Origin of the sequence: Streptomyces sp. NPDC051940, assembly GCF_040680895.1 — a bacterium.
GTDB lineage: Bacteria > Actinomycetota > Actinomycetes > Streptomycetales > Streptomycetaceae > Streptomyces.
Window position 1 is genome coordinate 1 of record NZ_JBFAXR010000069.1, and the last position, 24,866, is coordinate 24,866.

Consider the following 24,866-nt stretch of genomic DNA (forward strand, 5'->3'; position numbering starts at 1 on the left):
TGTGGTCCCGGGCGGCGCGAGCGCTGCGGGCGGCTGCGCCCACCCGTGCCGCCCCAGCGGCACGACTGCCCGCAGCCTTTGCGACACGCACCGTCCGGCACCCCCAGGCCCCCTTGCGTTCATCACGCGGTGAGCCTGTGGTCCCGGGGGGCGCGAGCCCTGCGGGCCGGCTGCGCCCACCCGTGCCGCCCCAGCGGCACGACTGCCCGCAGCCTTTGCGACGCGCGCCGTCCGGCAACCCCAGGGCTCCCTGCGTCCGTCACGCGGTGAGGCTGTGGTCCCCGGCGGCGCGGCCCCGCAGCCTGCGCGGCGTGCGCTGTGGTCCCCCTGCACGTCAGGGAAGGCAGCCCCCGGACACACCCCCGTGCCCGCCCCCTCCGCCACCGCGGGGAACGCGCCCCCAGGCGCCGGCGGTGACCAGGGGAGACGGTGACGGGTGGTGTGTGGGTGGGGGCAATCCCCGCGCCGGAGGCGCGGGGCGGCGCCGGGCACCGGACGTGGACCGCCCACCCCGCCGGAGGCGCGGGCGGCACCGGACGTAAACCGCCCACCCCGCCGGAGGCGCGGGCGGCGCCGGACGTGGACCGCCCACCCCGCCGGAGGCGCCCGCGGACGCCGCCGGCGGGGTGGGAAGCCAAGGCCTACAAGGCCTTGATGCGGATGTCGCGGAAGGAGATGACGTCCGTCGTGCCGTGGACCTGGAGCCCGACGTACCCCTGCGTGCGCTGGCGCCCGTCCGTACCGGGATCGTCCGCCCGCGGCGGCGAGAAGAGCTGACCCGGCGCGTTGTCGAACTCGTTGATCAGAACGCCGTTGCGGAAGATCGAGTAGTGCTGGCCGACGACCCTGATCTCGTAGTCGTTCCAGACCCCCTTCTCCGTGGGCAGCGACTCCCCCCGGTTCACGAGGTCGAACCCGTAGACCGACCCGGTCTTGTACTGGTCACCGTCCTCCCGGTCCAGGATCTGCACCTCGTGCCCGTACTTGATGGCGACCCACTCCGGCCGCGACTCCCCGGGGAAGTCGTGCACCCACGGGAAGCGCACGAAGACCCCGCTGTTGGCCCGCCCCGTACCGGGCGCGTCGTCCCGGAACTGCAGCCGGAGCGAGAAGTCCCCGTACTTCTGCGCGGGGAACCACAGCATCCCGAGCCCGCCCAGGGTCGTACCGCTGGTCATCGTGCCGTCCGCGTTGAGGCGGAAGGACCCGCCGCCGACGTGCTGCCACTGCCCGAAGGACGCGGCCGTACCGTCGAAGAGCGGCTTGTAGCCCTTGCCGTCGACGCCCACGTCGCTCGCCGCCGCCGCGTCGTCGATCTCGTCCCGCTCGGGACGGTCCAGGACGCCGGCCGCGTACAACCCGTCCGTCACGGCCTTCACGTGCGCGACGAACCGGCTGTGGGACGGCCACGCCTTCTCGTCCTCGATCACCTCGTTGATCTTGCACCCGCTGCCCGTGGTCCGGTTGGGCACGGAGGTGACGACGTCGCCGACGAAGACGACCGGACGGGCGTCCGTCTCTGGGCAGTTGGGCGAGGGGTTCACGTCGCTCTCGACGACCGTGAAGGTCACCGACTTCGGCACCGAGGAGTTCCCCGCCTTGTCGACGGCCCGGTAGGTCACCGTGTGCGTGCCGACCGCGTGCACCATGAAGGCCCCGGTGTACACCGTGTACGCGCCGCCCGCGAGCGAGTACTCGATCCGCTCGACGCCCGACTCCGCGTCGGAGGCGGTGAGGGTGACGGTCGCCATGTCCTTGAAGTACCCGGCGGTGTTCTGCTCCCCGGTGACCGCCGCGTTCACGGTGGGCGGGGTCGTGTCGTTGCCGGGTGCCTCGACGACGGTGAAGGAGACCGTCTTCTCCGCCTCCACGTTGCCCGCCTTGTCGGTGGCCCGATAGGTCACCGTGTGCGCGCCGACGGTGTCGACGACGACCGGCGCCTCGTAGGCGGAGTACGCACCGGAGTCGACCTTGTAGTCGATCCGGTCCACGCCGGACTGGGCGTCGGTGGACGACAGCGCGACCGTCGCGTTGCCGACGTAGTTGCCGTTGGTGTCCTGGCTCCCGCTGACCTGCGCGGAGGAGACCGGCGGGGTGGTGTCCGTCCCCGAACCGTCGGTGACGGTGAGCACGCCCCACATGTCGCCGTGCCCGGGGATGGCGCAGTAGTAGCGGTACGTGCCCGGGGTGAGCGTGACGTCGACCTGCCAGCGGCCGCCGTTCTCGTCGGCGGGGTTGGCCAGGATGTTGGCGGACACGTCGTGGTTGTAGCCGGGCGTGGAGGTGTCGAAGGTGAGCGTGTGCGGCATGCCGCTGGTGTTGCCGGTGGCCGCGCTGTTCTCGAAGACGAGGGTGGCGGGGCCCGAGACGGCGGTCGCCGGGGCGGACTTGTAGCGGGTGATGGAGTCGTCGGCGGTCCAGGTCAGGACCTGGGCGGCGGTCGTCTCCCCGGCCGTCCCCGCGGAGGCGGGCAGCCCCGGCGCGAGGAGCGCGAGGCACGCCGCCACCACGGCGATGAGCACGCGTTTGAGCTGCATGGCTGGGTCCCCTCCTCAGGACTGCGTGATCAGGTCGGCGGGCAGCGGGGTCGCGGGCCCGCCCTTGTACGTCACGCGCCACAGCGCCGACTTGCTGTCCGCGTTGAAGAAGCCGCGCCCGTAGTCCAGGACGTAGAGCGAGCCGTCGGGGGCGAACTTCCAGTCCATGAGGTTCCTGATCCCGTCGTTGCCGGGCGGCACGATCCGGTCCAGGCCCTCGGCGTGCACGGGGCGTCCGCCCAGGTTGCCGGGGTCCATCAGGACCGCGTGGCGCGGCTGGTCGCCGTCGTAGAAGTCGCCGGTGAACCATTTCCCGTCCCAGTACTCCGGCCATTTCACGGCGGAGGTGCTGGAGGCGTCGTAGCGGTAGACCGGCCCGCACATCGCGGCCTGCCCGCCGCCCTTGAGCCAGGGCAGCAGCAGTGTCTGCTCCGCCAGCTTGTAGCTGGGGACGCCGCCGGTGCGCGGGAAGTCGGGGCCGCCGCCCTGCGGGGAGTACCAGATGGTGTTGTTGCGGGCGGCCGGCAGGTCCACCAGGCCGTCGTTGTTGGGCGAGTCGTTCTTCAGCCGGTCGCAGTTGTACCAGCCCAGCGGGACGGCCGGATCGGGCAGGTTGCGGTCGCGGTAGGGCTGCTTGTTGCCCATGCAGTACGGCCAGCCCTGGTTGCCGGCGCTGGTGATCACAGCGAACGTGTCGTACTTGGCCGGTCCCCAGGTGGTGGACGGCGTGCCGGCGTCGGGGCCGACCCACCCGGCGTAGAGGTAGTCGGTCTTCTGGTCGACCCAGATCCGGGCGGGGTTGCGGACGCCCATGACGTAGATCTCGGCGCGGGTCCTCGCCGTGCCGGGGGCGAAGAGGTTCCCGGTGGGGACGGTGTACGAGCCCTCCGGCGTCGGGTGGATGCGCAGGATCTTGCCGTTGAGGTTGTTGGTGTTGCCCGCGGTGCGGCGGGCGTCGGCGAAGGAGACGCCCTCGTAGGACGGGACCGGGTTGTTGCCGGAGTAGCCGTCGCTGAAGCGGGAGGAGTTGTTGTCGCCGGTGGCGATGTAGAGGTTGCCCTTGGAGTCCCAGGCCATGCCGCCGCCGGCGTGGCAGCAGCTGTGGATCTGCACGGGCCAGGAGAGCAGGACCTTCTCGCTGGTCAGGTCGAGCTTGTCGGTGGTCTGGTCGAGGGTGAAGCGGGAGATGCGGCGCTCCGCGATCTGCTTCGTACGGTCGATCCGGTTGTGCGGCGTCCAGTGCAGGTACATCCAGCCGTTGGTGTCGAACGCCGGGTCGAGGGTGATGCCGAGCAGGCCCTCCTCGACCTTGACCAGTTCGTCGCCGCCGCCCTTGTTGCCGAAGACCTCCAGCGTGGCGACCTCGCTCGCCCGGCCGGCCTTCGGGTCCCAGACGTGGACGGTGCCGGGGCCCTTGCCGACCTCGGGGTTGTTCCAGTCGGTGACGACGGGGGCGCCCGACCAGCGGCCGCCGCGGCCGATGTAGAAGACGCGGCCGTCGTTCGCGATGGCCATGCCGTGGGGTTCGCCGATCTGGTCGAGCTGGTTCGGCTGGTTGGGCGGGGTGAGGCGGTTGGCCTCGTAGTTGGCGGCGATGGTGGCCTGGCAGTCGGCGCGGGCCAGGCGCGAGGTCCACAGCAGGGCGCCGCGCAGGTGCTTGCGGAAGCCCTCCTCCGTGAAGCTCGCCGTCGTACCGCCCATGCCGGTGTAGAAGGAGCGGCCGCCGTCGTAGTCGCGGCACCAGGAGATCGGGTGGTCCCAGCCGTTGGCCCCGGCGGCCGGCTGGTAGCTGCGTTCGCGGACGCGGGCCACGGTGTGGACGGTGGCGCTGGGGTTGGGCGACCAGTTCAGCCAGACGTCCTTGCGGGCCCACTCCAGCGGCAGGCCGCTGGTGGCCGGGTGCCGGCGGTCGGGGACCTCGACGACGGCGGTCTGCGCGGCGCCCGGGTCGCCGGCCGCGGGCCGGGAGCCGATGAGGCCGGTGAACCAGGTGGAGGCCGGTTCGGCGCGGGCGGCGTCGTGGATGCCGACGAATCCGCCGCCGGACCGCACGTACGACTGGAAGGCCGCCTCCTGGGCGTCGGTCAGCACGTCGCCCTGGGCGGCGAGGAAGACGACCGCGTTGTACGGGCGGAGCTTCTTGTCCGTGAAGACCGCCGGATCGGCGGTGGCGTCCACCGTGAACCCCGGTCCGCCCGTGGTCTCGCCGAGTGCCTCGATCGCCGCGATGCCGGGGGCGACGGTGTCGCCGCTGCCGTGGAAGACCAGCACCCGGGCGTTGGACCCGCCCGGTGGACCCTCCGCGGCCGCGGCGGCCGGTGTGCCGCCCAGCAGTCCCGCGGCCAGGGCGGCCGTGACGCCCACCGCCGCCCAACCTCGCCGTATTCGTGCCCCTCGCCTCATGGTTGTACGTCCCATCCTCAGCGATGCCCGACCGTGCGGTGTGCGGGTGGGCCGCCGCCCGGACGCGGACCCGGCCCGAAGGGTCGGCGTGTCCGCGACAACGTTGCCCACAACGTCGAAGGAACCTAGACGGCTTTTCACAACCCGCCAAGCCCTACTACCGAATTGGCCCGAACTTTGTCCCGAGGGTGGGCAAAGTCTTGGCATGCGCATAGCATCCCTCGCCGTACGGAGCCTGCCGGAGCCCGCCGCAGCCGCGCGCGGCCGGCCGGAGCCGTACGAAAGCCCGTCGGAGCCTGTCCGCAGCCGCCAGCCGCACGAAGGGGACGCCGCCCATGCCGCAGAGCCGTTTCTTCTCCCGGAGGTCCTTCGCGACCGGAGCGGCCGCCGCCGCCATCGCCCCGGTCGCCGTCGCCACGGCGGGCGCCACCCGGCCGGCCGCCGCACCACAGCCGGCCGGTGAGGTGCGGCGGGTCACGATGTACGCCGAGGAGCTGCCCGGCGGACAGCTGGGGTACGGGCTGGAGCCGGGGAAGGCGACGGTTCCCGGCCCTCTGCTGACGATGTACGAGGGCGACACGATGGTCGTCGAGCTGCACAACACCCTCGACGTCCCGGTCAGCCTGCACCCGCACGGCGTGGACTACGACATCGACAACGACGGCACCGCGATGACCGACAGCGTCGTCCCGCCGGGCGCCTCCCGCACGTACACCTGGCAGAGCCACAACCAGCGCCAGCGCGCCGACGGCACGTACATCGCGGGCAGCGCCGGCTACTGGCACTACCACGACCACATCGTCGGCACCGCGCACGGCACCGGCGGCGTACGGCGCGGGCTGTACGGCGGGCTGATCGTGCGCCGGCGCGGGGACGTGCTCCCGGACCGGACCTTCACGATCGTCTTCAACGACATGATGATCAACAACCGTCCGGCCGCCTCACCGCCCGACTTCACGGCCAAGCTGGGCGAGCGCGTCGAGGTCGTCATGATCACGCACGGTGAGCTATATCACACGTTCCATCTGCACGGGCACCGCTGGGTGGACAACCGCACCGGCCTGCCGACCGGCCCCGACGACCCCAGCCCGGTGATCGACAACAAGATCTGCGGGCCGGGCGACTCGTTCGGCTTCCAGGTGGTCGCGGGCGAACTGGTGGGATCCGGCCACTGGATGTACCACTGCCATGTGCAGAGCCACTCCGACCAGGGGATGGCCGGGATGTTCATCGTCACCAACCCGGACGGCACGGTCGCGGGCACGCATGTGGCCGACGCGATGAAGCCGGCCGAGGGGACGGCGGAACACGAGCACTGAGGGGTGCGGGGCGGAAGCGCTCCCGGGCACGGCGGTCCCGCCGGGGCTGACGCGCGCGTCAACGCGGCCGAGAACGCACGGGCGTTGGGACCGGCGGCCGGCCCCGCACTGGGCCCGCTCCCATGACACGGAGAGGTGCAGACCAAGGCCGTCCGGAATTGGTTCAACCACTGTCTGCGGCATTTGCCCTCACAGGAATCCCACAACTACGATCCAGCAACGTGACTGATAGCGATCTGATCCGGGCAAGTTTCGCCAGAATCGAGCGGCGAGCGGACCATGTCGCCAAGTACTTCTACTCCCACCTCTTCGCCGCCAATCCCGGCGTCCGCGCGATGTTCCCCGCGGACATGTCGGAGCAGCGCGACCGGCTCTTCGCCGCGCTGACGCAGGTCGTGCAGCGGCTCGAGGACCCCGGGCTGCCCGAGTTCCTGGAAGCCCTGGGCCGAGATCACCGCAAGTTCGGCGCGAAGCCGGAGCACTACACGGCGGTGGGGCAGAGCCTCATCGCCGCACTGCGTTTCGGGGCCCAGATGACCTGGGACGAGCCCACCGAGCAGGCGTGGCTGGCGGCGTACGGGGTGCTCGCGGAGGCCATGATCCGCGGCAGCGAGTCCGCGGAGAGGCAGGGCGACCCGCCGTACTGGGAGGCCATCGTCCTCTACCACGCCCGGCAGGGGCGCGACAACGCCAAGCTCACGCTGCTGCCGGAGCGCGACTTCCCGTTCACCGCGGGCCAGTTCACCAGCGTCGAGGCCCCGGCGCTGCGCCCGCAGGTGTGGCGGCCGTACACCATCGCCTGCGCGCCGCGCACCGACAACACCATCGATCTGCACGTCAGCCGGATCGACGGCGGTCTGCTCTCCCCCGCGCTGATCGACGAGGTGCGCGAGGGCGACACCCTGCGGCTCGGACCGCCGTCCGGCACCACGGTGCTGGCGTCCGGCTCCACCCGCCCGGCCACGTTCATAGCCGCCGGCACGGGGTGGGCCACGATCCGCGCCCTGCTGGAGGAGTGGCTGCGCGGCATACCGCCCACGCAGGTCCGGGCGTTCGTCGCCGCCCGCAGCCCCGAGCACCTCTACGACGAGGAGGCCATCCGCGCGGTCGCGGAGACGCACCCCTGGCTCAATCTGCGCACGATCACCGCCCAGCCCGGCGAGAGCGTGGCCATGGCCTGGCGCCGGCTCGCGGCGGCGCTCACCTCGTACGCGGACTGGCCGGCCCAGGACGTGTACGTCAGCGGCCCGCCCGGCTTCATCGTCGCGGTGCGCGAGCTGCTGCTCACCCACGGCGCCGCCCCGGAGCGGCTCGCCCACGACCTCGTCCCGCTGCCGACGCAGGGTGGCCGCGCCCCGGGCCACACGGAGTGGTTCCTCAACCCTCCGCAGCCCCGCTGGATCAACCCCGCGGACCGCGACCCCTGGGCCGGCCCGCACGGCGGCCCGCGCCCGCGCGCGGGCAGCGAACGCGAGCAGGGCGGGCACCACCCGGGGGCCTGAGCGGAGGCGGGCCGGGGCCCCTCAGCCCAGCTCCCGCCCGGCCGTGCTGTCGACGTACGCCGGGATCTCGCCGTCGTGCCGGTCACCGGTGGTCAGCGTGCCGGACGGCTCGAACATGAGGATCGACCCGCCCGGCGACGACGGCTTGTGCTCCGTGCCGCGCGGCACCACGAAGGTGTCCCCCTCGCGCAGCCGTACCGTCGTCTCCGCGCCGTCGGGCCCGCGCAGCGCGATGTCGAAGGTCCCCTTCAGTACGAGGAAGAACTCGTCGGTTTCCTCGTGCACGTGCCACACGTGCTCGCCGCGCACATGCGCGATCCGTACGTCGTAGTCGTTCATCCGGGCCACGATCCGCGGGCTGTAGATCTCGTCGAAGGAGGCCAGCGCCTCGCTGAGGTTCACGGGTTCCATCCGGCCAGGGTGGCCGGGGTCAGCCCGTCGCGTCTTGTACGGGCGTGCGCCCGCGGGCCGTGAGGCCGCCCGCCACGACCGCCGCCGCCAGGATCAGGCCCGTCAGCAGGACCGGCTGCGAGGTGAAGGTCATCACCAGGATCAGGGCCGCGGCCGCGGGGAACAGCGCGGCGTGGAGCAGGCCGCCGGCGTGGTGCGGGCGCAGGTGGAGGAGCCAGACGGTGAGGACGAACACCGCCACCGGGATCGTCAGCGCCGCGGCCGCCGTCCGGTCCGCGGCGTGCGAGTGGCCGGACGCCTGGTCGACCGCCAGCGCGATCCCCGCGCCGACGGCCGCCGCGGAGGCGAAGATCGCGTAGTGGCCGTAGCCCCACCGCAGGGACGCCCGCAGCGACGTCAGCAGGTCGTGGGAGGACTTGGAGAAGTACAGCCACCACATCGAGAAGACGATGAACAGCCCGCCGATCGCCGTGGTCGCCAGGTCCTCGATGTGCACGTCGTCGTCCAGCGCCTGCTGCACCGCGACGGTCGAGGCCAGGATCGACTCGCCCAGCACGATGATCGTGAACAGTCCGTACCGCTCGGCGATGTGGTGCGGATGCCAGGTGGTGGCCTGCCGGTGCTCCGCGAAGTACGGCACCGCCAGCTCCGCCGCCACCAGCACCGGGAACGCCCACAGCCCGGCCGTCTCCGGCAGCGCCAGCCGCACCACCCAGCCGAGCTGCACGACGCTGATCCCCGCCGCGTACCGCAGGCACGCCGTACGGTGCTCCGGATCGCCGGCCGCCGCGCGCAGCCACTGCGGGACGGCGGCCAGCCGCATGATGACGTACCCGAGGGTCACGACACCGAAGTCCTTGCTGTCCATGGCCCGCGGGACCCCGGCGGCGATGACGAGCGCGCCCGTCATCTGCACGAACACCGCCAGCCTGTACGGCACGTCGTCGGTGTCGTACGCGGAGGCGAACCAGGTGAAGTTCATCCAGGCCCACCAGATCGCGAAGAACGCCATCACGAACCCGGTGACGCCGTCGCCGGTGTGCTGCTCCGCGACCGCGTGGTGCAGACCGGCCGCGGCCTGGGCCACGGCCACCACGAAGACCAGGTCGTAGAGCAGCTCGAGGGGGGTGGCCACGCGGTGCGCCTCGTCGGGGCTGCGGCCGGACATCTGGGTCATGGGACGACGGTAGCGGGCCGCGAGTGACGGGCGTTGCGCGCTGGGGCTCCTTACCGCGCACCGAATGTCAAGACCGCTCGGGCGCGTTCACCCCATCGGGCGAATTCGCTTGGTTGCGGGAGGGTCAAGTCTTGCCACAGCTCGGGGATGGACCATTACGGTGATCGGTGATCGCAGGGGTGCCCTGACCACGCTCCGCTGCGTCCTTGTCATCTCCACAGTGCTCTTTCCACCGCGTTATCTCCACAGCGTCATCTCCACCGTGTCATCGACACCGTTCGTTGCCACCGCCACGCCGCCGCACGCCGCGAGGGGGACCGTCGTGCAAGCAGAGGCCCCGCAGACGCCTGCCGGGGAGCCGACGGCTCCCCGGCCCACGCGGTACGCCCGGAGCTATCGCTTACAGGGCTGCGCCGTGCTCGAACTGCACGGCGAGATAGACCTCGCCGCGCTGCCGGAGGCCGAACCCCATGTGGACGCGCTGACCGCGCCGCCGCGCCCGCGGGTGGTGATCGACCTGCGCGCCGCGGAGTTCTTCGACTGCTCGGGCCTGCGCCTGCTGTGCCGCGCGTACCGCCGGGTCGACGAGCGCTCCGGCACGCTGCGGGTGGTGTGCGACCGGAAGATCATCCTGCGGGTGCTGCGGGCGTCGGACCTGCTGCAGCTCTTCCGTCCGGTGGGGACGCTGGAGGAGGCGTTGGAGGACGTCCGGGAGAGCCACGGGGAGAGCACCGGAGAGGGCCTCGGGGAGCACCTCGGGGAGCACCTCGGCGAGGACTGATCACCGCGCTCCCCGCCCCGGGTTGAACGCACCCGTCCGGAAGCGGCGTCGCGGCAGCGGGAGTACGACGAACCCGGCCTGTCCCTCGGGCTGCTCCGGGGCGGGCGCCGGCGCGGCCGGGGCCTTGCGGCAGACGAGGGCCTCGGGGTCGTAGTCGGGAATCTGCAGGGTGTAGCCCTCCGGACAGGCCGGACCGGGCGCGCCGGTCTCCCCCTGGGGACCCTGCGGTCCCTGGGTGCCCTGAGGCCCTTCGGGGCCCTGGGGTCCGGAGGCGCCCGTCTCCCCCTGGCCGCCCTGCGGTCCGGCCGGCCCGACCGGTCCCACGGCACCGGGCGCTCCGTCGGACCCGTCCACCCCGTCCCGGCCGTCGGCGCCGGGCAGTCCCTGCTCACCGGCGGGTCCCGCGGGGCCGGCGGGCCCGACCGGTCCGCGCGGGCCCCGGGCGCCGGCGGCTCCCGCCTCGCCCTGTTCGCCCCGCTTGCCCTCGGCGCCCCGGGCGCCGGCGGGCACCCGCACCCGGTCCAGCAGGCCCTCGACGGCCTGGGCGGGGTCGGGCGCGGCCGGCGTCTCCCCAGAGCGCTCCACCTGCTCGCGCAGCGCGCGCACGTCCTCGGCCAGCGTGGCCAGCGCCAGGCCGCGCCGGTCGGCCTCCTGCCGCATCTGGTCCGCCCGCCGGTCGCCCGCGTCGATCCTGGCCCACAGGATGACGGCGACCCCGCAGAGCGCGATCAGCACGCACACCAGGAACACGGTGCGCCAGCGTCTCGCCAGCAGTCGCTCGAACCGGGTCACGAGCCACCTCCCAGGCGGTCGTTGTCCTGTCTCAGCCGGGCGATCTCGCTCAGATCGGCGACGTGCTGGGTGCGCAACTCCGAGACCTGGTCACCCAGCTCGGCGACCCGGAGCTCCAGCCGGTCCCGTTCGGACTGCAGGCGTTCGGTCAGGCTCGAATAGCCGCTGAGCACGTTCTCACCGCGTTTGCCGAAGTACGCCACCACCGCGGCGCCCAGCATTCCGAAGCAGGCCAGCACGGACCCGGTGAGGGTGACGGTGGCATCCAAGCGACTGCCTCCTACAGCGCTCTGCGTCCGCGGGAGCCGGGCGGATCGGCCGACGGGACCTGTACGCGGAGTGAACGACGCGGGGGGCAGGAAGGTAGCGGAGCAGGCGGATAACAACTTGGTCTATCCGCAGGTGATTTGACAGGTCAGCGACGGCGCCGGCGCCGGCCCTCCGTGGTCGTGCGGCGCCAGCCGAACGGTCCGGGGAGGTTCATCGACGTCGTGCGGCGGCCCGTGCTGCTGCGCGTGTGGTGGGGTCCGTGGCGGCCGCCGGCCGTGATCGACCAGGAGCGACGGCCCAGGTTCAGCCGGATACCCGGCAGGATCCGGATGCTCTTGCGGAAGGTGAGGGGCATGGTCGGTCTCCCTTCGGAGTCAGGTGCCGGGTTTCCCGGTCGGCGGCGTTGATGCCTTCGCGGTGGGCGCGGACAGGCGGTCGCGGCGCGCCGCCGCCTTGCGCTTCCAGCGCGGGGGCCAGGTGCGGGTGTCGCGCGGGTCCACGTACGGCTCGGCGTCCGGCGGCCATCCGGCCGCCTGTCCGCGCTGCCGGGCGAGCTCCGCGTCGAACTCGAGGCCGAGCAGCACCGCCAGATTGGTCAGCCAGAGCCAGAGCAGGAAGACCGCGGCGCCCGCCATCGTGCCGTAGGTCCTGTTGTACGAGCCGAAGTTGGCGACGTACAGCGTGAAGCCCGCGGAACCGGCCAGCCAGACGGCGACCGCGACGAAGGCGCCGGGGGTCAGCCAGCGAAAACCCCGCACCCGGGCGTTGGGCGCGGCCCAGTAGAGAAGCGCGATCACCAGCAGCACGATCAGCAGCAGCACCGGCCACTTCGCCCAGGCCCACAGCGTGAGCACGGCGTCGCCGAGGCCGACCGCGTCGCCGACCCGTTCGGCGACCGGCCCGGTGAACACGACGATGAACGCGCCCGCCGCCATCAGGAGCAGCAGGACGAACGTCAGCCCCAGTCGCAGCGGGGTGACCTTCCACAGCGGGCGCCCCTCGGGCAGGTCGTAGACGGCGTTGGCGGCGCGGATGAACGCGCCGACGTAGCCCGAGGCCGCCCACAGCGCTCCCAGCAGGCCGAACAGCACCACCAGGCCGCTGCCGCGCGACGCCTCCAGCTCGCGCAGCGAGGACGCCAGCAGGTCGCGGGCCGGCCCCGGGGCGAGCGAGCCCAGGCTCTCCAGCAGCGAGTCGATCGCCCGCTCGCCGACCGCCCCCAGCGTCCCCAGGAACACCAGGACCGTCGGGAACATCGACAGCACGCCGTAGTACGTGAGCATCGCCGCCCGGTCGCCGAGCCGGTCGTCGAACCCTTCCCTGGCGGTACGGACCGCCGCGGCGCGCCACGCCTTCGCGGGCAGCCGGGCGGGGGGTGTGCGGAGATCACCGGATGCCGTGTCCATATCGGGGCGGGTACCCGGAACCGCCCGCGGCGATCCGGGCGTCCTCCTGGCAAACCGCGCCCGCTGTCATGGGCCGGCCCGGCTCCGGAGCGAGGGCCCTCGGGCCCGACTCCGCGGCTCCCCCACGTCCGGCCATGGCGACGTACCACCGACCCGCGCCGAGCCATCTCCGGAGGCCGCCATGCCACTTCATGTTCGACGGGCCCTGACCAGACGGGTCCTCGCCGTCGTCGTCGCCCTCGCCGCCGCCTTCGCCGTGCCCCTCGCCACGGCACCGCCCGTGGCCGCCGAGCCGGCGACCTCCACCGCGTATCCGACCGGCGCGACCGGCGTCCGCTACACCGGTCAGGCCTTCGACGCGTGCACCGCGCCCACCCTCGACGCGATCCGGGCCTGGGGGGCGTCGCCGTACCGGGCGCTGGCCGTGTACATGAGCGGCGCCAGCCGCACCTGCGCCCAGCCGCAGCTGACGGCCTCGTGGGTCACCGAGGTGAGCAAGCTGAAGTGGCGGCTGATACCCATCCACAAGGGGCTGCAGCCGCCGTGCGGCGCGCGGCCCACGGACCCGAAGATCTCCCTCACGCTCTCCACCGCCGCCGCGCAGGGCACGGCCGCGGCCGACGAGGCGATCGCGGCGGCGAAGGCGCTCGGCATGCTGCCGGGCAGCGCGTTCTACAACGACATCGAGTTCTACGACCCGAACAACACGGGCTGCCGCAACGCGGTCCTGACGTATCTGTCCGCGTGGACGAAGCGGCTGCACGCGACGGGTTACCTCTCCGGCGTCTACATGAACCTGATGAACGGCGCCAAGAACCTCTCCGACGTCTACACCTCGGCGTCGTACGCCCGGCCGGACGCGCTGTGGATCGCCCGCTACGACGGGGTGTCCTCGCTCACGGGCTGGACGAACATCTCCGACAGCAAGTGGGCCGTGCACCAGCGCGGCAAGCAGTACCGGGGCGGGCACGACGAGACGTACGGCGGGGTGACGATCAACATCGACACCAACGCGTGGGACGCGCCGGTCGCGACGGTCGCGCACACGTACGCGGTGAAGAGCACGACGTCCCTCAACGCCCGCAGCGGGCCGTCCTCGACGTACGGCATCGTGAAGTCGTACGCGCCGGGGGCGCCGCTGCGGATCGTGTGCCAGGCGTCGGGGCAGAAGGTCGGGACGACGTGGGTGTGGGACAAGCTGTCGGACGGCACGTACGTCTCCGACTACTACGTGAGCACCCCGTCGAAGACGACCTTCAGCGCGCCCTTCCAGCGCTGCACGTATCCCTGGCAGGTGAACTCCTCGACCGGCCTCACGATGCGCACGGGCCCCGGCACGTCGTACGCCACGGCGGGGTCGCTGCCGAACGGGGCGCTGGCGTATGTGACGTGCCAGAAGGGCGGCACGAAGGTGGGGACCACGTGGGTGTGGAACAAGCTGGACAACGGCCGGTGGGTCTCGGACTACTACGTGGCGAACCCGAGCAACACAACGTTCAGCAAACCGGCACCCCGCTGCTGACCCGCTCCGCTGAGGCCCGGCCCTGAAAAGCCCCCGGGGGCTCCGCCCCCGGACCCCCGGGAGCCGGCCGGGCGCGTCCGACTGCCGTGGCGGAAGAGCGTTGGGGGCTGCGCCCCCAGACTCCCTGAGGCCGCGTCCGGCCTTGGGGGCTCCGCCCCCAAGCCCCCGCCCGGCATCGCCGCGGAACAGTCGTGGGGGCTCCGCCCCCCGGAGTCCCGGAGGGGTCGGCCTTGTGCGGCCGGGGACATGGGGGCCGGATCGATGGGTACGTGACTGCGGAGCAGGTCCGGGGTGACCGGACGTTCCGATACGGCGAGGGGATCGCCATGACCGACGACATCACCGCTCCGCAGCCCGACGGATCCGCCTCCGCCGTACAGGAGGCGCTCCATTCCGTGGCCACGAACAGCGCGGACGACCAGGCGCTGGACACCCTGGCGGCCGGGCAGGTCCTGCTGCCCGTGCCGGCCGGTGGCGAAACGAATCCGCAGGTGACACTGCCGGTCGTCGAGCAGAGCGACGGCACGCAGCTGGTGCCGGTGTTCACCAGCCGGTCCCGGCTGTCGAGTGCCTTCCCGCACATCGAGCAGTACCGCACGGTCCCCCTCGGCGACCTGGCCCGCCGCTGGCCGTCGGAGGAGCTCTCCCTGATCATCGACGCGGGCGGCCCCGACGAGGTGGCCCTGTCCGCACAGGGCGTACGCGCCATGCTGGTACGGGGAGCGGCCTGAGGAGTCCGTACCGCGGGCGAGGGCCGGCGCCCGGATCCCGGACGCCGGCCCTGTCGCAGGTCGGCAGCACCCCACGTCGTCACACGGGTGCGGGGGCGCCGACCGGGGGTACGCCGTACCCCCGCGGAGCGGTCAGTGGGCGCCCGCGCCCGTCAGCGAGCGGACCTCCAGTTCCGCGTACTTCGTGCCGTCCTCGTCCTCGTGCTTGCTCAGGATCGAGCCCAGGAACCCGAACAGGAAGCCGGCCGGGATCGAGATGATGCCGGGGTTCTTGAGCGGGAACCAGTGGAAGTCGACGTCCGGGAACATCGCCGCCGGGTCGCCGGAGACCACCTTCGAGAAGAGGACCAGGACCACCGCGGTCGTCAGACCGCCGTAGATCGACCACAGCGCGCCCGTGGTGTTGAAGCGCTTCCAGAAGAGGCTGTAGAGGATCGTGGGGAGGTTGGCCGAGGCCGCGACCGCGAAGGCGAGGGCGACCAGTCCCGCGACGTTGAGGTTGCCGGCGAAGACTCCCAGGAGGATGGCGACACCCCCGATGCAGATCGCGGAGATCCGCGCCGCGCCGACCTCTTCCCGCTCCGTGGCCTGCCCCTTGCGGATGACGTTGGCGTAGATGTCGTGCGCGAAGGACGACGACGAGGCGAGCGTGAGGCCGGCGACGACCGCGAGGATCGTCGCGAAGGCGACCGCGGAGATCACCGCGAGCAGGATCGCGCCGCCTGCCGAGTCCTCGCCGCCGCCGACCTCGAAGGCCAGCAGTGGCGCGGCCGTGTTGCCCGCCTTGTTGGAGGCGATGATGTCGGTCCGCTCGATGAGCGCGGCGGCGCCGAAGCCCAGCGCGATGGTCATCAGGTAGAAGCCGCCGATGATGCCGATGGCCCACAGCACCGACTTACGGGCGGTCTTGGCGGTCGGCACGGTGTAGAAGCGGATGAGGATGTGCGGCAGACCGGCCGTACCGAGGACCAGGGCGATGCCCAGGGAGATGAAGTCGATCTTCGTGGTGGTGTTCAGCCCGTACTGCAGACCGCCGGAGAGGAACTGTCCGGCGTCCACGCCGCCCTCGCCCTCGGAGGCGTTGTCCGCGGCGGCGCCGAGCAGGTCGGAGATGTTGAAGTTGAACTTGTTGAGCACCAGGAAGGTGATCAGGATCGTGCCGCTGATCAGCAGCACCGCCTTGACGATCTGGACCCAGGTGGTGCCCTTCATCCCGCCGATGGTGACGTACAGGATCATGATGACGCCGACCAGCACGACGATCAGGTTCTTCCCCGCGTCACCGGTGATGCCGAGCAGCAGCGCGACGAGCGCGCCCGCGCCGACCATCTGGGCGAGCAGGTAGAAGATCGAGACGACGATGGTCGAGACACCGGCCGCGGTGCGGACCGGCCGCTGGCGCATCCGGTACGCGAGCACGTCGCCCATCGTGAACCGCCCCGAGTTGCGCAGCGGTTCGGCGACCAGCAGCAGCGCCACCAGCCACGCCACCAGGAACCCGATCGAGTACAGGAAGCCGTCGTAGCCGAAGAGGGCGATGGCGCCCGCGATGCCGAGGAAGGACGCGGCGGACATGTAGTCGCCGGAGATCGCCAGCCCGTTCTGGAAGCCGGTGAAGGAGCGGCCGCCCGCGTAGAAGTCCGTGGCGTCCTTGGTGCGGCGGCCCGCCCAGACCGTGATCGCCAGGGTGATCGCCACGAAGAGGGCGAACAGGCTGATGATCAGCGGCCGGTGTTCCGTGGTGTCGACAGCGGCGAGGGTGTTCATCGGACGTCCTCCGTGGCGTCGGCCTCGACGGCTTTGCGCAGCCGCTCGGCGATCGGGTCGATCTTGGCGTCGGCGTGCCGCGCGTACCACCAGGCGATCAGGAACGTGGTGAGGAACTGGGCGAGGCCGAGCACGAAGGCCACGTTGATGTTGCCGACCAGCTTCTCGGCCATGAAGTCGGTCGCGTAGTTGGACAGCAGGACGTACAGCAGGTACCAGCTGATGAAGCCGACGGTCACTGGGAACGCGAAGTTGCGGTACCGGCGGCGGAGTTCGGCGAACTCCTCGCTGGTCTGCATCCGCGCATAGCTGTCGTTGCTCGGTGGGCGGGGCGGGGCGGTGCTCATCGAGTGCCTCCAGGAGCGGCTCATCGGTCACATGGGGGACGCGACGGGAGTGCGGCTCGACGACGGGGGACACCCTGACAGACCGCCGGGGGCCGCACCGCCCGCGCGCCGCTCAAGGTAGGGACGGATGCCGTGTGACGGCAGTCACCCGTCACCGCCCGTGCCGTGAACGGGGCGACCGGTGCGGTGAGCGGTCGGTCGGACGCGTTGAACGGTTGTGCGGTTATCGCCGCCCGGTACCGCTCGCCTGCTACCGCTCACCGCGGCAGCCGGACCGACTCCGGTGTGTGCAGCCGCAGCAGCGACTGCGCCGTCCCGGGCGGCACCGAGCGCCGGGTGAGCAGCGAGACGCCGGTCATCACCGCGAACGCCAGCGGTACGCTCCACGCCGCCGGCCGCGTCAGCAGCACCTGCGCCCAGCCGCCGGACGGCGGCCCGACCATCGTCACGGCCACCGTGCACAGCGTCGCCCCGCCTCCCGCGAGCAGCCCCGCCGCGGCGCCCTGCGGGGTGAGCCCGCGCCACCAGATGCCGAGCATGAGCAGCGGGCAGAAGGACGACGCCGCGACCGCGAAGGCCAGCCCCACGACGTCCGCCACCGGCCGCTCCACGACGACCAGCGACAGCAGACACGGCACGCATGCCGCGGCGACGCCCGCCATCCGCAGCCGCAGCACCTCGCCGCGGGCCTCGCCGCTCGTACGGCGTCCCGCGCGGGCGGCCCGGTAGCGCTCGAGCTCCTGGCCGAGTACGCCGGCCACGGACATCGTCAGCCCGGACGCCGTGGACAGGAACGCGGCGAAGGCGCCCGCGGTGAGCAGCGTGCCCAGCAGCGCCCCGCCGGGACCGCCGAGGAGCCGGTCGGGGAGCAGCAGCACGGTGGCGTCGGTGCGGCCGGTCATGAGCAGTTCGGGGGTGTAGAGGCGGCCGAGCGCGCCGTACACCGGCGGCATCAGGTAGAACGCGGCGAGCAGCCACAGCACCGTCCAGGTGGTGCGTCTGGCGGCGCCGCCGTCGGGGTTGGTGTAGAAGCGGACGATGACGTGCGGGAGCCCCATCGTGCCCAGGAGCGTGGCGATGAGCAGCGCGTACGTCGCGTACATCGGATGCTCGGTGCCCGTCAGCGGGCGCGTCCAGTCCCGGCCGCTCGGCGGCGGTTCACCGACGGGGTGCGGGACGGTGGCGCCCTCGGGGAAGCGGACCCGGGTCTCGTCGCCGACGCGGTGCTCGCCCTTGGTCAGGGTGACCGGCTCGCCCCCCAGCCTGCGGCCGTCGAGCGTGCCGTCGACGGTCACGGTGACCGGTTCGTCGACCTCGACGCGGATCGCCTGGTGCACGGTCACCGTGGTGGCGGCGCGGAAGCTGGGCGGGGCGTCGGCGTCGGGCCAGGGGGCGCCGTCGGCGCGCCAGGCGAGGACGAGGAACAGCACGGGGACGGCGAGGGCGGTGAGCTTCAGCCAGTACTGGAACGCCTGGACGAGCGTGACGGACCGCATCCCGCCGGAGGCGACGGTGGTCATCACGACCGCGGTGACGACGAGCGGCCCCACCCACAGCGGCGCGCCTGTGACGGTCCGCAGCGTCAGCCCGGCGCCCTGGAGCTGGGGCAGCAGGTACAGCCAGCCGATCAGCACCACCAGCACGGAGGCGATACGCCGCACGGGCAGCGACTGCAGCCGCGCCTCGGCGAAGTCCGGCACGGTGTACGCGCCCGAGCGGCGCAGCGGGGCGGCCACGAAGGCGAGCAGGACGAGGTACCCGGCCGTGTAGCCGACGCCGTACCAGAGCATGTCGGCGCCGAAGGCGAGGATGAGCCCGGCGATGCCCAGATAGGAGGCGGCGCTCAGGTACTCGCCGCCGATGGCGTAGGCGTTGCGGGTGGGCGAGACGGCCCGGGAGGCGACGTAGAAGTCGGAGGTGGCGCGCCCTGGGCGCAGCCCGTACACGCTGAACAGGGCGGTGGCCAGGCAGACCAGGACGACGGCGGCGGCGCTCATGGCGTCCGGCGGGGGGTGCGCAGGGCGGTAAGGAGGCGGGTCACGAGTGCTCCACCGCCTCCGCGAAGTCCCGCTCGTTCTTGCCCGCCTGCCGGTGGTACACCCAGGCCAGTACCAGGATCACCGGGTGCACGGCGAGCCCCGTGAGGATCCACGGCACGGGTATGCCGGCGGCCGTCGCGTCCCGCAGCGCCGGGAACGCCTCGAACGCCAGCGGCAGTCCGCCCAGCGCGAGCGCCAGCGTGCCGACGACGGCGAGCGCGAGCCGGAACTGGCTGCGCATGAGGGAGCGCAGATACACGTCCCCCAGCGGGGTCTGCCGGCCGAGGTCCTCCACGATGCGCCCGCCGGCCTGCGGCAGCGGCTGCGCGGCGCGGGCGGCCCGGGTGCGGGGGTGGACGACGGTCACCCGGCGCGGCGGCGCGTCACCCATGCTCACACCGCCGCCGGGCCGGAGGACGCCGGGCTGTGCCGCAGCAGTACGTCGCGGACCTGCCGGGTGTGCCGGCGCGACACGGGCAGCAGGGTGTCCCCGAGGCGGACGTAGGTGCGGCCGGACTCCTGGCGCAGCTCGCGCACGTGCTTGAGCGCGACCAGGTGGGAGCGGTGGATACGGACGAACCCGGCGCTCCCCCAGCGCTCCTCCAGGGTGGCCAGCGGAATGCGTACGAGATGGGAGGCCGCGGCGGTGTACAGCCGCGCGTAGTCGCCCTGGGCCTCGGCGTACAGCACCTCGGCCCGGCGGACGAACCGGGTCACACCGCCCAGTTCGACGGTGATCCGCTCCTCGTCGGGCGCGGTTTCGGCCGTCGGCTCGGCCGGGGCGGGTGCCGGCGCGACACGGCGTACGGCCTCGGCGAGCCGTGCCTCGTCGACCGGCTTCAGCACGTAGTCCGCGGCCCGCAGCGCGAAGGCCTCCACCGCGTGGTCCTCGTGCGCGGTGACGAACACGACCTGCGGCGGCTGCGCGAACCGGGACAGCAGCCGGGCCAGGGACAGGCCGTCGAGCCCGGGCATGCCGATGTCGAGGAAGACCGCGTCCAGCGGCCGGCCGGCCTGCAGCGCCGCGTCCAGTGCGAGCAGCGCGGACTGCCCGTCGGCCGCCGTCTGCACGTCGCCGACCCGGGTGTCCCGGCGGAGCAGCCAGGCCAGCTCCTCCAGGGCCGGCAGCTCGTCGTCGACGGCGAGTATGTGCAGCATGGCGCGCACACTAACGCGCGCGCACGGCCCCCGGGAACCCTCCGGCTCACCGCTCCCCGGGTGCCGTCCGCACCGCGTGCGGGTGGAACTTCGGCACCCGGACGTGCACCTTCGTGCCCGCGCCGGGGGCGGTGTCTATCACCAGCCCGTAGGCGTCGCCGTACGTCTGGCGCAGCCGCTCGTCGACGTTGCGCAGCCCGATGCCGGGTGCCTCGTTGCGCGGTCCGGTGCCGTCCGGCTGCACCTCTCCGGCCAGGACGAGGGCGAGTTCCGCCGGGTCCATCCCGGCGCCGTCGTCCTCGACGGTGATGAACGCCTCGCTGCCCGCGTCCTCGGCGGCGATCGTCAGCCGGCCGGGGCCGGTGCGGCGCTCCAGGCCGTGCCGTACGGCGTTCTCCACCAGCGGCTGCAGGCACAGGAACGGGACGACGACCGACAGCACCTCGGGCGCGACCCGCAGGGAGACCTCCAGCCGGCCGCCGAACCGGGCGCGCTCCAGCAGCAGATACCGGTCGATGCAGCGCAGCTCCTCGGCCAGCGAGGTGAAGTCGCCGTGCCGGCGGAAGGAGTAGCGGGTGAACTCGGCGAACTCGACGATCAGCTCCCGGGCCCGCTCGGGGTCGGTGCGGACGAAGGACGCCACGGTGGAGAGGGAGTTGTAGATGAAGTGCGGGGATATCTGCGCCCGCAGCGCCCGCAGCTCCGCCTCCGCGGCGGCGGCCCGCGAACGGTCGAGCTCGGCCAGCTCCAGCTGGGTGGAGATCCACCGGCCGACCTCGTTGGCGGCGCGCACGGTGCCGGCGGAGGACTGCGCGGTGTAGACGGCGAGCGCCCCCTCCGCGCGCCCGGCGACGACGAGCGGTACGACGACGGCGTGCCGCAGCTGGCAGTCGAGCCGCTCGCAGGGGTCCACCCGGGCCGCCTGGGTACGCCCGCTGGTGAGCGCCTGCCGCGCGTGCTCGGGCACCCCGGCGGCGTGTTCGTCGGCCTCGCGCCCGTCCCAGACCAGCACCTCCCCGGCGGCGTCGGTGAGGGCGAGGGCGGGCGCGGCGAGCAGCGCGCGCAGCTGTTTGGCGGAGCGCCGCGCGCTGTCGGCGTTCAGCCCGCCCCGCAGTGGGGGCGCGGCCAGTGAGGCGGTGTGCAGCGTCTCGTACGCGGCGCGCTCCTGCGGGGTCCCGTACTGCCGGTGCCGCGAGGCACGCAGCGCGAGCAGCGCGAGCCCCGGCAGCAGCACGATGGCGAGCCCGGCGAGCAGCAGCACCGTCGCAGGTGGGAAGCCCAGCATGGACCGGGACGCTACACCGCCGCCCGGCCGGCAGCCACCGCCTGGAAGCGGATCACCGCGGCTGCCACCACCCGGAGCCGGTCAGCGCCGGGGCGCCGCCGTCACCGCACCACGGGATACGCCGGGTGCGGCGCGACCGCCCGCTTCGCGCGGGAGCCCGCCACCGCGGCGGCTATGCCGAGCCCGAGGCCGGTGAGCGCGGCCAGCAGACCGACCAGGCCGGCCGAGGCCAGGGCCACGATCGGGCCGGGGCCGTCCAGCACCCGGGCCCGGACCGCGTACAGGGGAGCGGCGCCCTCGCCGGGTTCGGAGACGCGGAAGCGGGAGTCGTTGGAGTTGGCGCGGTGGTCGCCGAGCACGAACATCCGCCCCTCGGGGACGGTGACGGAGTACTGCGGCGTCCCGGCGCCCGAGTCGCCGTCGAGCACGTAAGGCTCGTCGAGGGCTTCCCCGTTGCGCTCGACCGGCTTGCCCGGAGCGCCGGAGACCTGGTCGCCGCCGAGCCCTATGACCCGGGTCAGCACCAGCTCGTGGGCGTGCCCCTCGGGCAGCCAGATGCCCGCCCGGAAGAGCACCACGTCGCCGCGGCGCACCTCCGAGCCGTCTATGCGCTCGGCGAACACCCGGTCGCCGAGGGTGTACGTCGGGCGCATCGCGTCGCTGTTCACCGTCGCGGCCGTGTAGCCCGTGCGCAGCCACACCACCGCCCCCACGAGCAGCACCAGCCCCAACGGGCCCAGCACCCACGCCGCAAGCCGCAGCCGTCTCCCCGGAGTCCTCACGACTTCCCCCCTGCCTCGAGTTCGCGTCCGGAGACTATCGGAGACCACCGACAACCAGGTCCCCCCGGTCGGAGACCACCGACAGCCCCGTCCCCCGGTTCAGCGCAGCCGGACCGGGAACGCCTCCAGATCGTTCTGCGTCATCACCGGGAGCTTGCGCAGCTCCTCGGACGGGACGGCGAGGGCCATCTCCGGGAAGCGGGCGAAGAGCGCCGGGAGGGCGACCGCCGCCTCCAGCCGGGACAGGGCCGCCCCGGGGCAGATGTGCGGGCCGTGGCCGAAGGTGATGTGCTTCTTCGCCGTCGCGCGCCGGATGTCGAATCCGTTCGCGTCCTCGCCGTGCAGGTCGGTGTCGCGGCCGATGGCGCGGTACGACATGACGACGCCCTCGCCCTTCCCGATCACGAAGCCGTCCGCCTCGGGGACCTCGATGTCCTCCGTCGCGAAGCGCATGAGCAGATGCGTGATCGGCGGGTCCCAGCGCAGGGCCTCCTCGATCACCGCGTCCCAGCCGATCTCGCCGTCCAGCACCAGCCGCAGCTGGTCGGGGTGGGTGAGCAGGCCGCGGGTGGCGTTGAGGATGAGGCCGATCGTCGTCTCGTGGCCGGCGGCGATCATCGACTGCAGATTGCCGGCGATCTCCTCCTGGCTCATCGGCTCCCCGCCCTCGTCGGCGAGGATCAGGGCGCTGGTGAGGTCGTCGCCGGGGGCGGCCTTCTTCTCCCGGACCATCTCGTTGAAGACGGTGTTGACCTCCATCATCACCGCGAGGCGCTCGTCCTGCGGGGTGAGCAGGGAGAAGAACGCCTTCCACAGCTTCATCTGCCGCGGGATCTCGCTCTCGGGGACACCCATCAGCGTGCACACCACGGCCATCGGCAGCGGCCCGGCGAACACGGGCTTGAGGTCCAGCACGCCGTTCTCGGACTTGGCGAGTTCGGCCTCCATGTCGTCCAGGAGCCTGTCGACGTACCCCTCGATCACGGGCCGCAGGTCCTCGACCCGCCGCGCGGTGAGCGCCTGCGCGATCTTCACCCGCAGCCGCCGGTGCTCGGCGCCGTCCGCGGTGAACATCGACGGCGGTACGTCGACCATGCCGATCAGCGGCCAGGCCCGGGTGACGATCCCCTGCTGCCACAGGCCCCACTGGTTCAGGTCCTTCACCAGCCGCGCGTCGGTGAGCAGTCTGCGCGCCACGGTGTGCGAGGTGACGGACCAGGCGGGGACGCCCAGCAGGTCGATCCGGGCGAACGGGCCGGCCGCGGACAGCCGCGCGGTCTCCCCGTCGAGGTCCCCCATCATCGGGTCGAGCGCGATGACGGCCTCGGAGCTGTCGGCGAGCGGCGGGTTCAACGGATGCCTCCGGTTGTGGTCGGGACGGGCGTGAAGCGGACGGGCAGCGCGGTCATGCCGCGCAGGAACGCGGAGGGCCGCCGCTGCAGCTCGTCCACGGGGACGGACAGCTCCAGGTCCGGCAGCCGGTCGAGCAGCACCTCGATGCCCGTACGGGCGATGATCTCGGCGATCTCCTGCGCCGGGAAGGGGCACCGGTACTCGCCGTAACTGAAGGCGAAGTGCGCGGAGTTCCCGCCCTGCCCGGGGTCGAGGTGCTCCTGGATCAGCGGGTCGTTGTTGGCGCCCGCGAGGCCCAGCAGCACCATGTCGCCGGACTGGATGGTCCGGCCGCCGAGCTGGGTGTCGCGCGAGGCCCAGCGGCCGGCGAGGATCTGGGTGGGGGTGTCCTCCCACAGCACCTCGTTCATGGCCTGGCCGACGCTGTAGCGGCCGCCGCCGAGCGCGGCGGCGAAGCGGTCGTCGGTGAGCATGAGGCGGATGCTGTTGCCGACCCAGTCGGCGGTGGTGAGGAAGCCGGCGGCGACGATGTCGCGGACGTTGCCCATGACCTCCTCCTCGGTGAACTCCTGGGCGTTGGCCACCATCCACGAGGTGATGTCGGCGGCCGGCTCCATCCGCTTCTCGGCGACCAGCTTCACCACGGCGGCCATCCACTGCGCGAACGCGTCCTGGGCGCCGGGCCCGCCGTCGGCGAGCTCGCCCATCAGCCGGGCCAGATCCGGCCCCTGGTCGTCCGGGAAGCCGACCAGCCGCAGCAGCGCGAGCAGCGGCAGATCACGGGCGAAGGAGGCCAGGTCCGCCTCGCCGCGCCCGCAGAACCGGTCGATCAGGCGGTCGGACAGCTCCTCGCAGAGCCTGCGGGCGGCGAACGGGTCCACGGTCTCCAGCGCCGCGTTGACCAGCTCCGCGTGCCGGCGGTGCTCGGCGCCGGCGGTGAAGTAGACGGACGGCATGGGCCCGCCGACCATCGGCAGCAGCGGCCAGTCGGCGGGGACGGCCGGCCACTGGTTCCACAGCGCACGGTCCCGGGAGAACAGCTCCGGGTCGGAGGTGACCTGGTGCAGTTCGCGGTACCCGATGACCAGCCAGGCGGGGAATCCGCCCAGGTCGACGGGGACCACGGGCCCGTGCTCGCGGCGCACCTCGCGGTACAGGCGCTGCGGGTCGGTGTGGAAGCGCGGACCGGACAGCGGTACGGCGCCCGGCTGCAGCACCGGGCAACCGGCGGATGTCGGCGGTGTGTTGGTCATGGGACCGGCTCCAAGCTGCTCTGGTACGGCG

General features: G+C 72.6%; 22 protein-coding genes. 5 read left to right on the plus strand and 17 right to left on the minus strand.

Going from position 1 to position 24,866, the window contains the following annotated elements:
- Window positions 1-641 precede the first annotated feature (641 nt).
- Together AB0M28_RS24610 and AB0M28_RS24615 are read right to left on the minus strand one after the other, a co-directional pair.
- A complete protein-coding gene (locus AB0M28_RS24610; protein WP_365408823.1) occupies window positions 642-2,537 on the minus strand; it encodes a family 16 glycoside hydrolase in 1,896 nt (631 codons plus the stop codon).
- A gap of 15 nt (window positions 2,538-2,552) precedes the next feature.
- Complete coding sequence (locus AB0M28_RS24615; RefSeq protein ID WP_365408826.1) at window positions 2,553-4,955, minus strand: ThuA domain-containing protein; 2,403 nt, start codon at window positions 4,953-4,955, stop codon at window positions 2,553-2,555.
- Window positions 4,956-5,275: 320 nt separating this feature from the next.
- Between AB0M28_RS24615 and AB0M28_RS24620 the strand changes: the two genes are divergently transcribed.
- Together AB0M28_RS24620 and AB0M28_RS24625 are read left to right on the plus strand one after the other, a co-directional pair.
- Window positions 5,276-6,259, plus strand: coding sequence for a multicopper oxidase domain-containing protein (locus AB0M28_RS24620; protein ID WP_365408829.1), 984 nt, complete (start codon window positions 5,276-5,278; stop codon window positions 6,257-6,259).
- A gap of 221 nt (window positions 6,260-6,480) precedes the next feature.
- Complete coding sequence (locus tag AB0M28_RS24625; RefSeq protein ID WP_365408832.1) at window positions 6,481-7,761, plus strand: globin domain-containing protein; 1,281 nt, start codon at window positions 6,481-6,483, stop codon at window positions 7,759-7,761.
- A 21-nt stretch (window positions 7,762-7,782) separates the two neighbouring features.
- Here the strand turns inward: AB0M28_RS24625 and AB0M28_RS24630 are convergent, their stop codons facing one another.
- Both AB0M28_RS24630 and AB0M28_RS24635 read right to left on the minus strand, forming a co-directional pair.
- Window positions 7,783-8,172 carry a cupin domain-containing protein gene (locus AB0M28_RS24630; RefSeq protein ID WP_365408835.1) on the minus strand — a complete coding sequence of 130 codons (390 nt, stop codon included), beginning with the start codon at window positions 8,170-8,172 and terminating at the stop codon, window positions 7,783-7,785.
- Between the two features lie 19 nt (window positions 8,173-8,191).
- Window positions 8,192-9,349: a low temperature requirement protein A gene (locus AB0M28_RS24635; RefSeq protein ID WP_365408838.1), complete on the minus strand. Its 1,158-nt coding sequence runs from the start codon at window positions 9,347-9,349 to the stop codon at window positions 8,192-8,194.
- Between the two features lie 322 nt (window positions 9,350-9,671).
- Between AB0M28_RS24635 and AB0M28_RS24640 the strand changes: the two genes are divergently transcribed.
- Complete coding sequence (locus AB0M28_RS24640) at window positions 9,672-10,130, plus strand: STAS domain-containing protein (RefSeq protein WP_365408841.1); 459 nt, start codon at window positions 9,672-9,674, stop codon at window positions 10,128-10,130.
- Here the strand turns inward: AB0M28_RS24640 and AB0M28_RS24645 are convergent, their stop codons facing one another.
- The 4 genes from AB0M28_RS24645 to AB0M28_RS24660 form a co-directional block, all read right to left on the minus strand.
- Complete coding sequence (locus AB0M28_RS24645) at window positions 10,131-10,922, minus strand: collagen-like protein (RefSeq protein WP_365408844.1); 792 nt, start codon at window positions 10,920-10,922, stop codon at window positions 10,131-10,133. It abuts the gene before it with no gap.
- Window positions 10,919-11,191: a hypothetical protein gene (locus AB0M28_RS24650; RefSeq protein ID WP_365408846.1), complete on the minus strand. Its 273-nt coding sequence runs from the start codon at window positions 11,189-11,191 to the stop codon at window positions 10,919-10,921. The genes AB0M28_RS24645 and AB0M28_RS24650 overlap by 4 nt, the downstream gene beginning before the upstream one ends.
- 146 nt (window positions 11,192-11,337) lie before the next feature.
- A complete protein-coding gene (locus tag AB0M28_RS24655; RefSeq protein ID WP_365408849.1) occupies window positions 11,338-11,547 on the minus strand; it encodes a DUF4236 domain-containing protein in 210 nt (69 codons plus the stop codon).
- Window positions 11,548-11,566: 19 nt separating this feature from the next.
- On the minus strand, window positions 11,567-12,598 hold the full coding sequence (locus tag AB0M28_RS24660) for a YihY/virulence factor BrkB family protein (RefSeq protein ID WP_365408851.1): 1,032 nt from the start codon (window positions 12,596-12,598) through the stop codon (window positions 11,567-11,569).
- Between the two features lie 181 nt (window positions 12,599-12,779).
- On the opposite strand from AB0M28_RS24660, the gene AB0M28_RS24665 reads away from it, so the two are divergent.
- Complete coding sequence (locus AB0M28_RS24665; RefSeq protein WP_365408854.1) at window positions 12,780-14,120, plus strand: glycoside hydrolase domain-containing protein; 1,341 nt, start codon at window positions 12,780-12,782, stop codon at window positions 14,118-14,120.
- Window positions 14,121-14,446: 326 nt separating this feature from the next.
- Entirely contained in the window at window positions 14,447-14,851 is a 405-nt protein-coding gene (locus tag AB0M28_RS24670; RefSeq protein WP_365408857.1) for an SseB family protein, read from the plus strand.
- Window positions 14,852-14,983: 132 nt separating this feature from the next.
- Here AB0M28_RS24670 and AB0M28_RS24675 read toward each other — a convergent pair whose 3' ends face one another.
- The 9 genes from AB0M28_RS24675 to AB0M28_RS24715 all read right to left on the minus strand — a co-directional run bounded on the left by AB0M28_RS24675 (window position 14,984) and on the right by AB0M28_RS24715 (window position 24,835).
- Window positions 14,984-16,618 carry a cation acetate symporter gene (locus AB0M28_RS24675; protein ID WP_365408860.1) on the minus strand — a complete coding sequence of 545 codons (1,635 nt, stop codon included), beginning with the start codon at window positions 16,616-16,618 and terminating at the stop codon, window positions 14,984-14,986.
- Window positions 16,615-16,965, minus strand: a complete 351-nt coding sequence (locus AB0M28_RS24680; RefSeq protein WP_365408863.1) for a DUF485 domain-containing protein — start codon at window positions 16,963-16,965, stop codon at window positions 16,615-16,617. Before AB0M28_RS24680 ends, AB0M28_RS24675 begins: the two co-directional genes overlap by 4 nt.
- 257 nt (window positions 16,966-17,222) lie before the next feature.
- Entirely contained in the window at window positions 17,223-18,962 is a 1,740-nt protein-coding gene (locus AB0M28_RS24685) for a cation acetate symporter (protein WP_365408866.1), read from the minus strand.
- Window positions 18,963-19,002: 40 nt separating this feature from the next.
- Entirely contained in the window at window positions 19,003-19,395 is a 393-nt protein-coding gene (locus tag AB0M28_RS24690; protein WP_365408869.1) for a hypothetical protein, read from the minus strand.
- 2 nt (window positions 19,396-19,397) lie between these two features.
- Window positions 19,398-20,162, minus strand: a complete 765-nt coding sequence (locus tag AB0M28_RS24695; protein ID WP_365408871.1) for a LytTR family DNA-binding domain-containing protein — start codon at window positions 20,160-20,162, stop codon at window positions 19,398-19,400.
- A gap of 46 nt (window positions 20,163-20,208) precedes the next feature.
- Window positions 20,209-21,447: a histidine kinase gene (locus tag AB0M28_RS24700; RefSeq protein WP_365408874.1), complete on the minus strand. Its 1,239-nt coding sequence runs from the start codon at window positions 21,445-21,447 to the stop codon at window positions 20,209-20,211.
- A 101-nt stretch (window positions 21,448-21,548) separates the two neighbouring features.
- Complete coding sequence (gene lepB / locus AB0M28_RS24705) at window positions 21,549-22,229, minus strand: signal peptidase I (RefSeq protein ID WP_365408877.1); 681 nt, start codon at window positions 22,227-22,229, stop codon at window positions 21,549-21,551.
- 99 nt (window positions 22,230-22,328) lie between these two features.
- Complete coding sequence (locus tag AB0M28_RS24710) at window positions 22,329-23,531, minus strand: cytochrome P450 (protein WP_365408935.1); 1,203 nt, start codon at window positions 23,529-23,531, stop codon at window positions 22,329-22,331.
- Between the two features lie 47 nt (window positions 23,532-23,578).
- Window positions 23,579-24,835: a cytochrome P450 gene (locus AB0M28_RS24715; protein WP_365408880.1), complete on the minus strand. Its 1,257-nt coding sequence runs from the start codon at window positions 24,833-24,835 to the stop codon at window positions 23,579-23,581.
- Window positions 24,836-24,866: the final 31 nt, after the last annotated feature.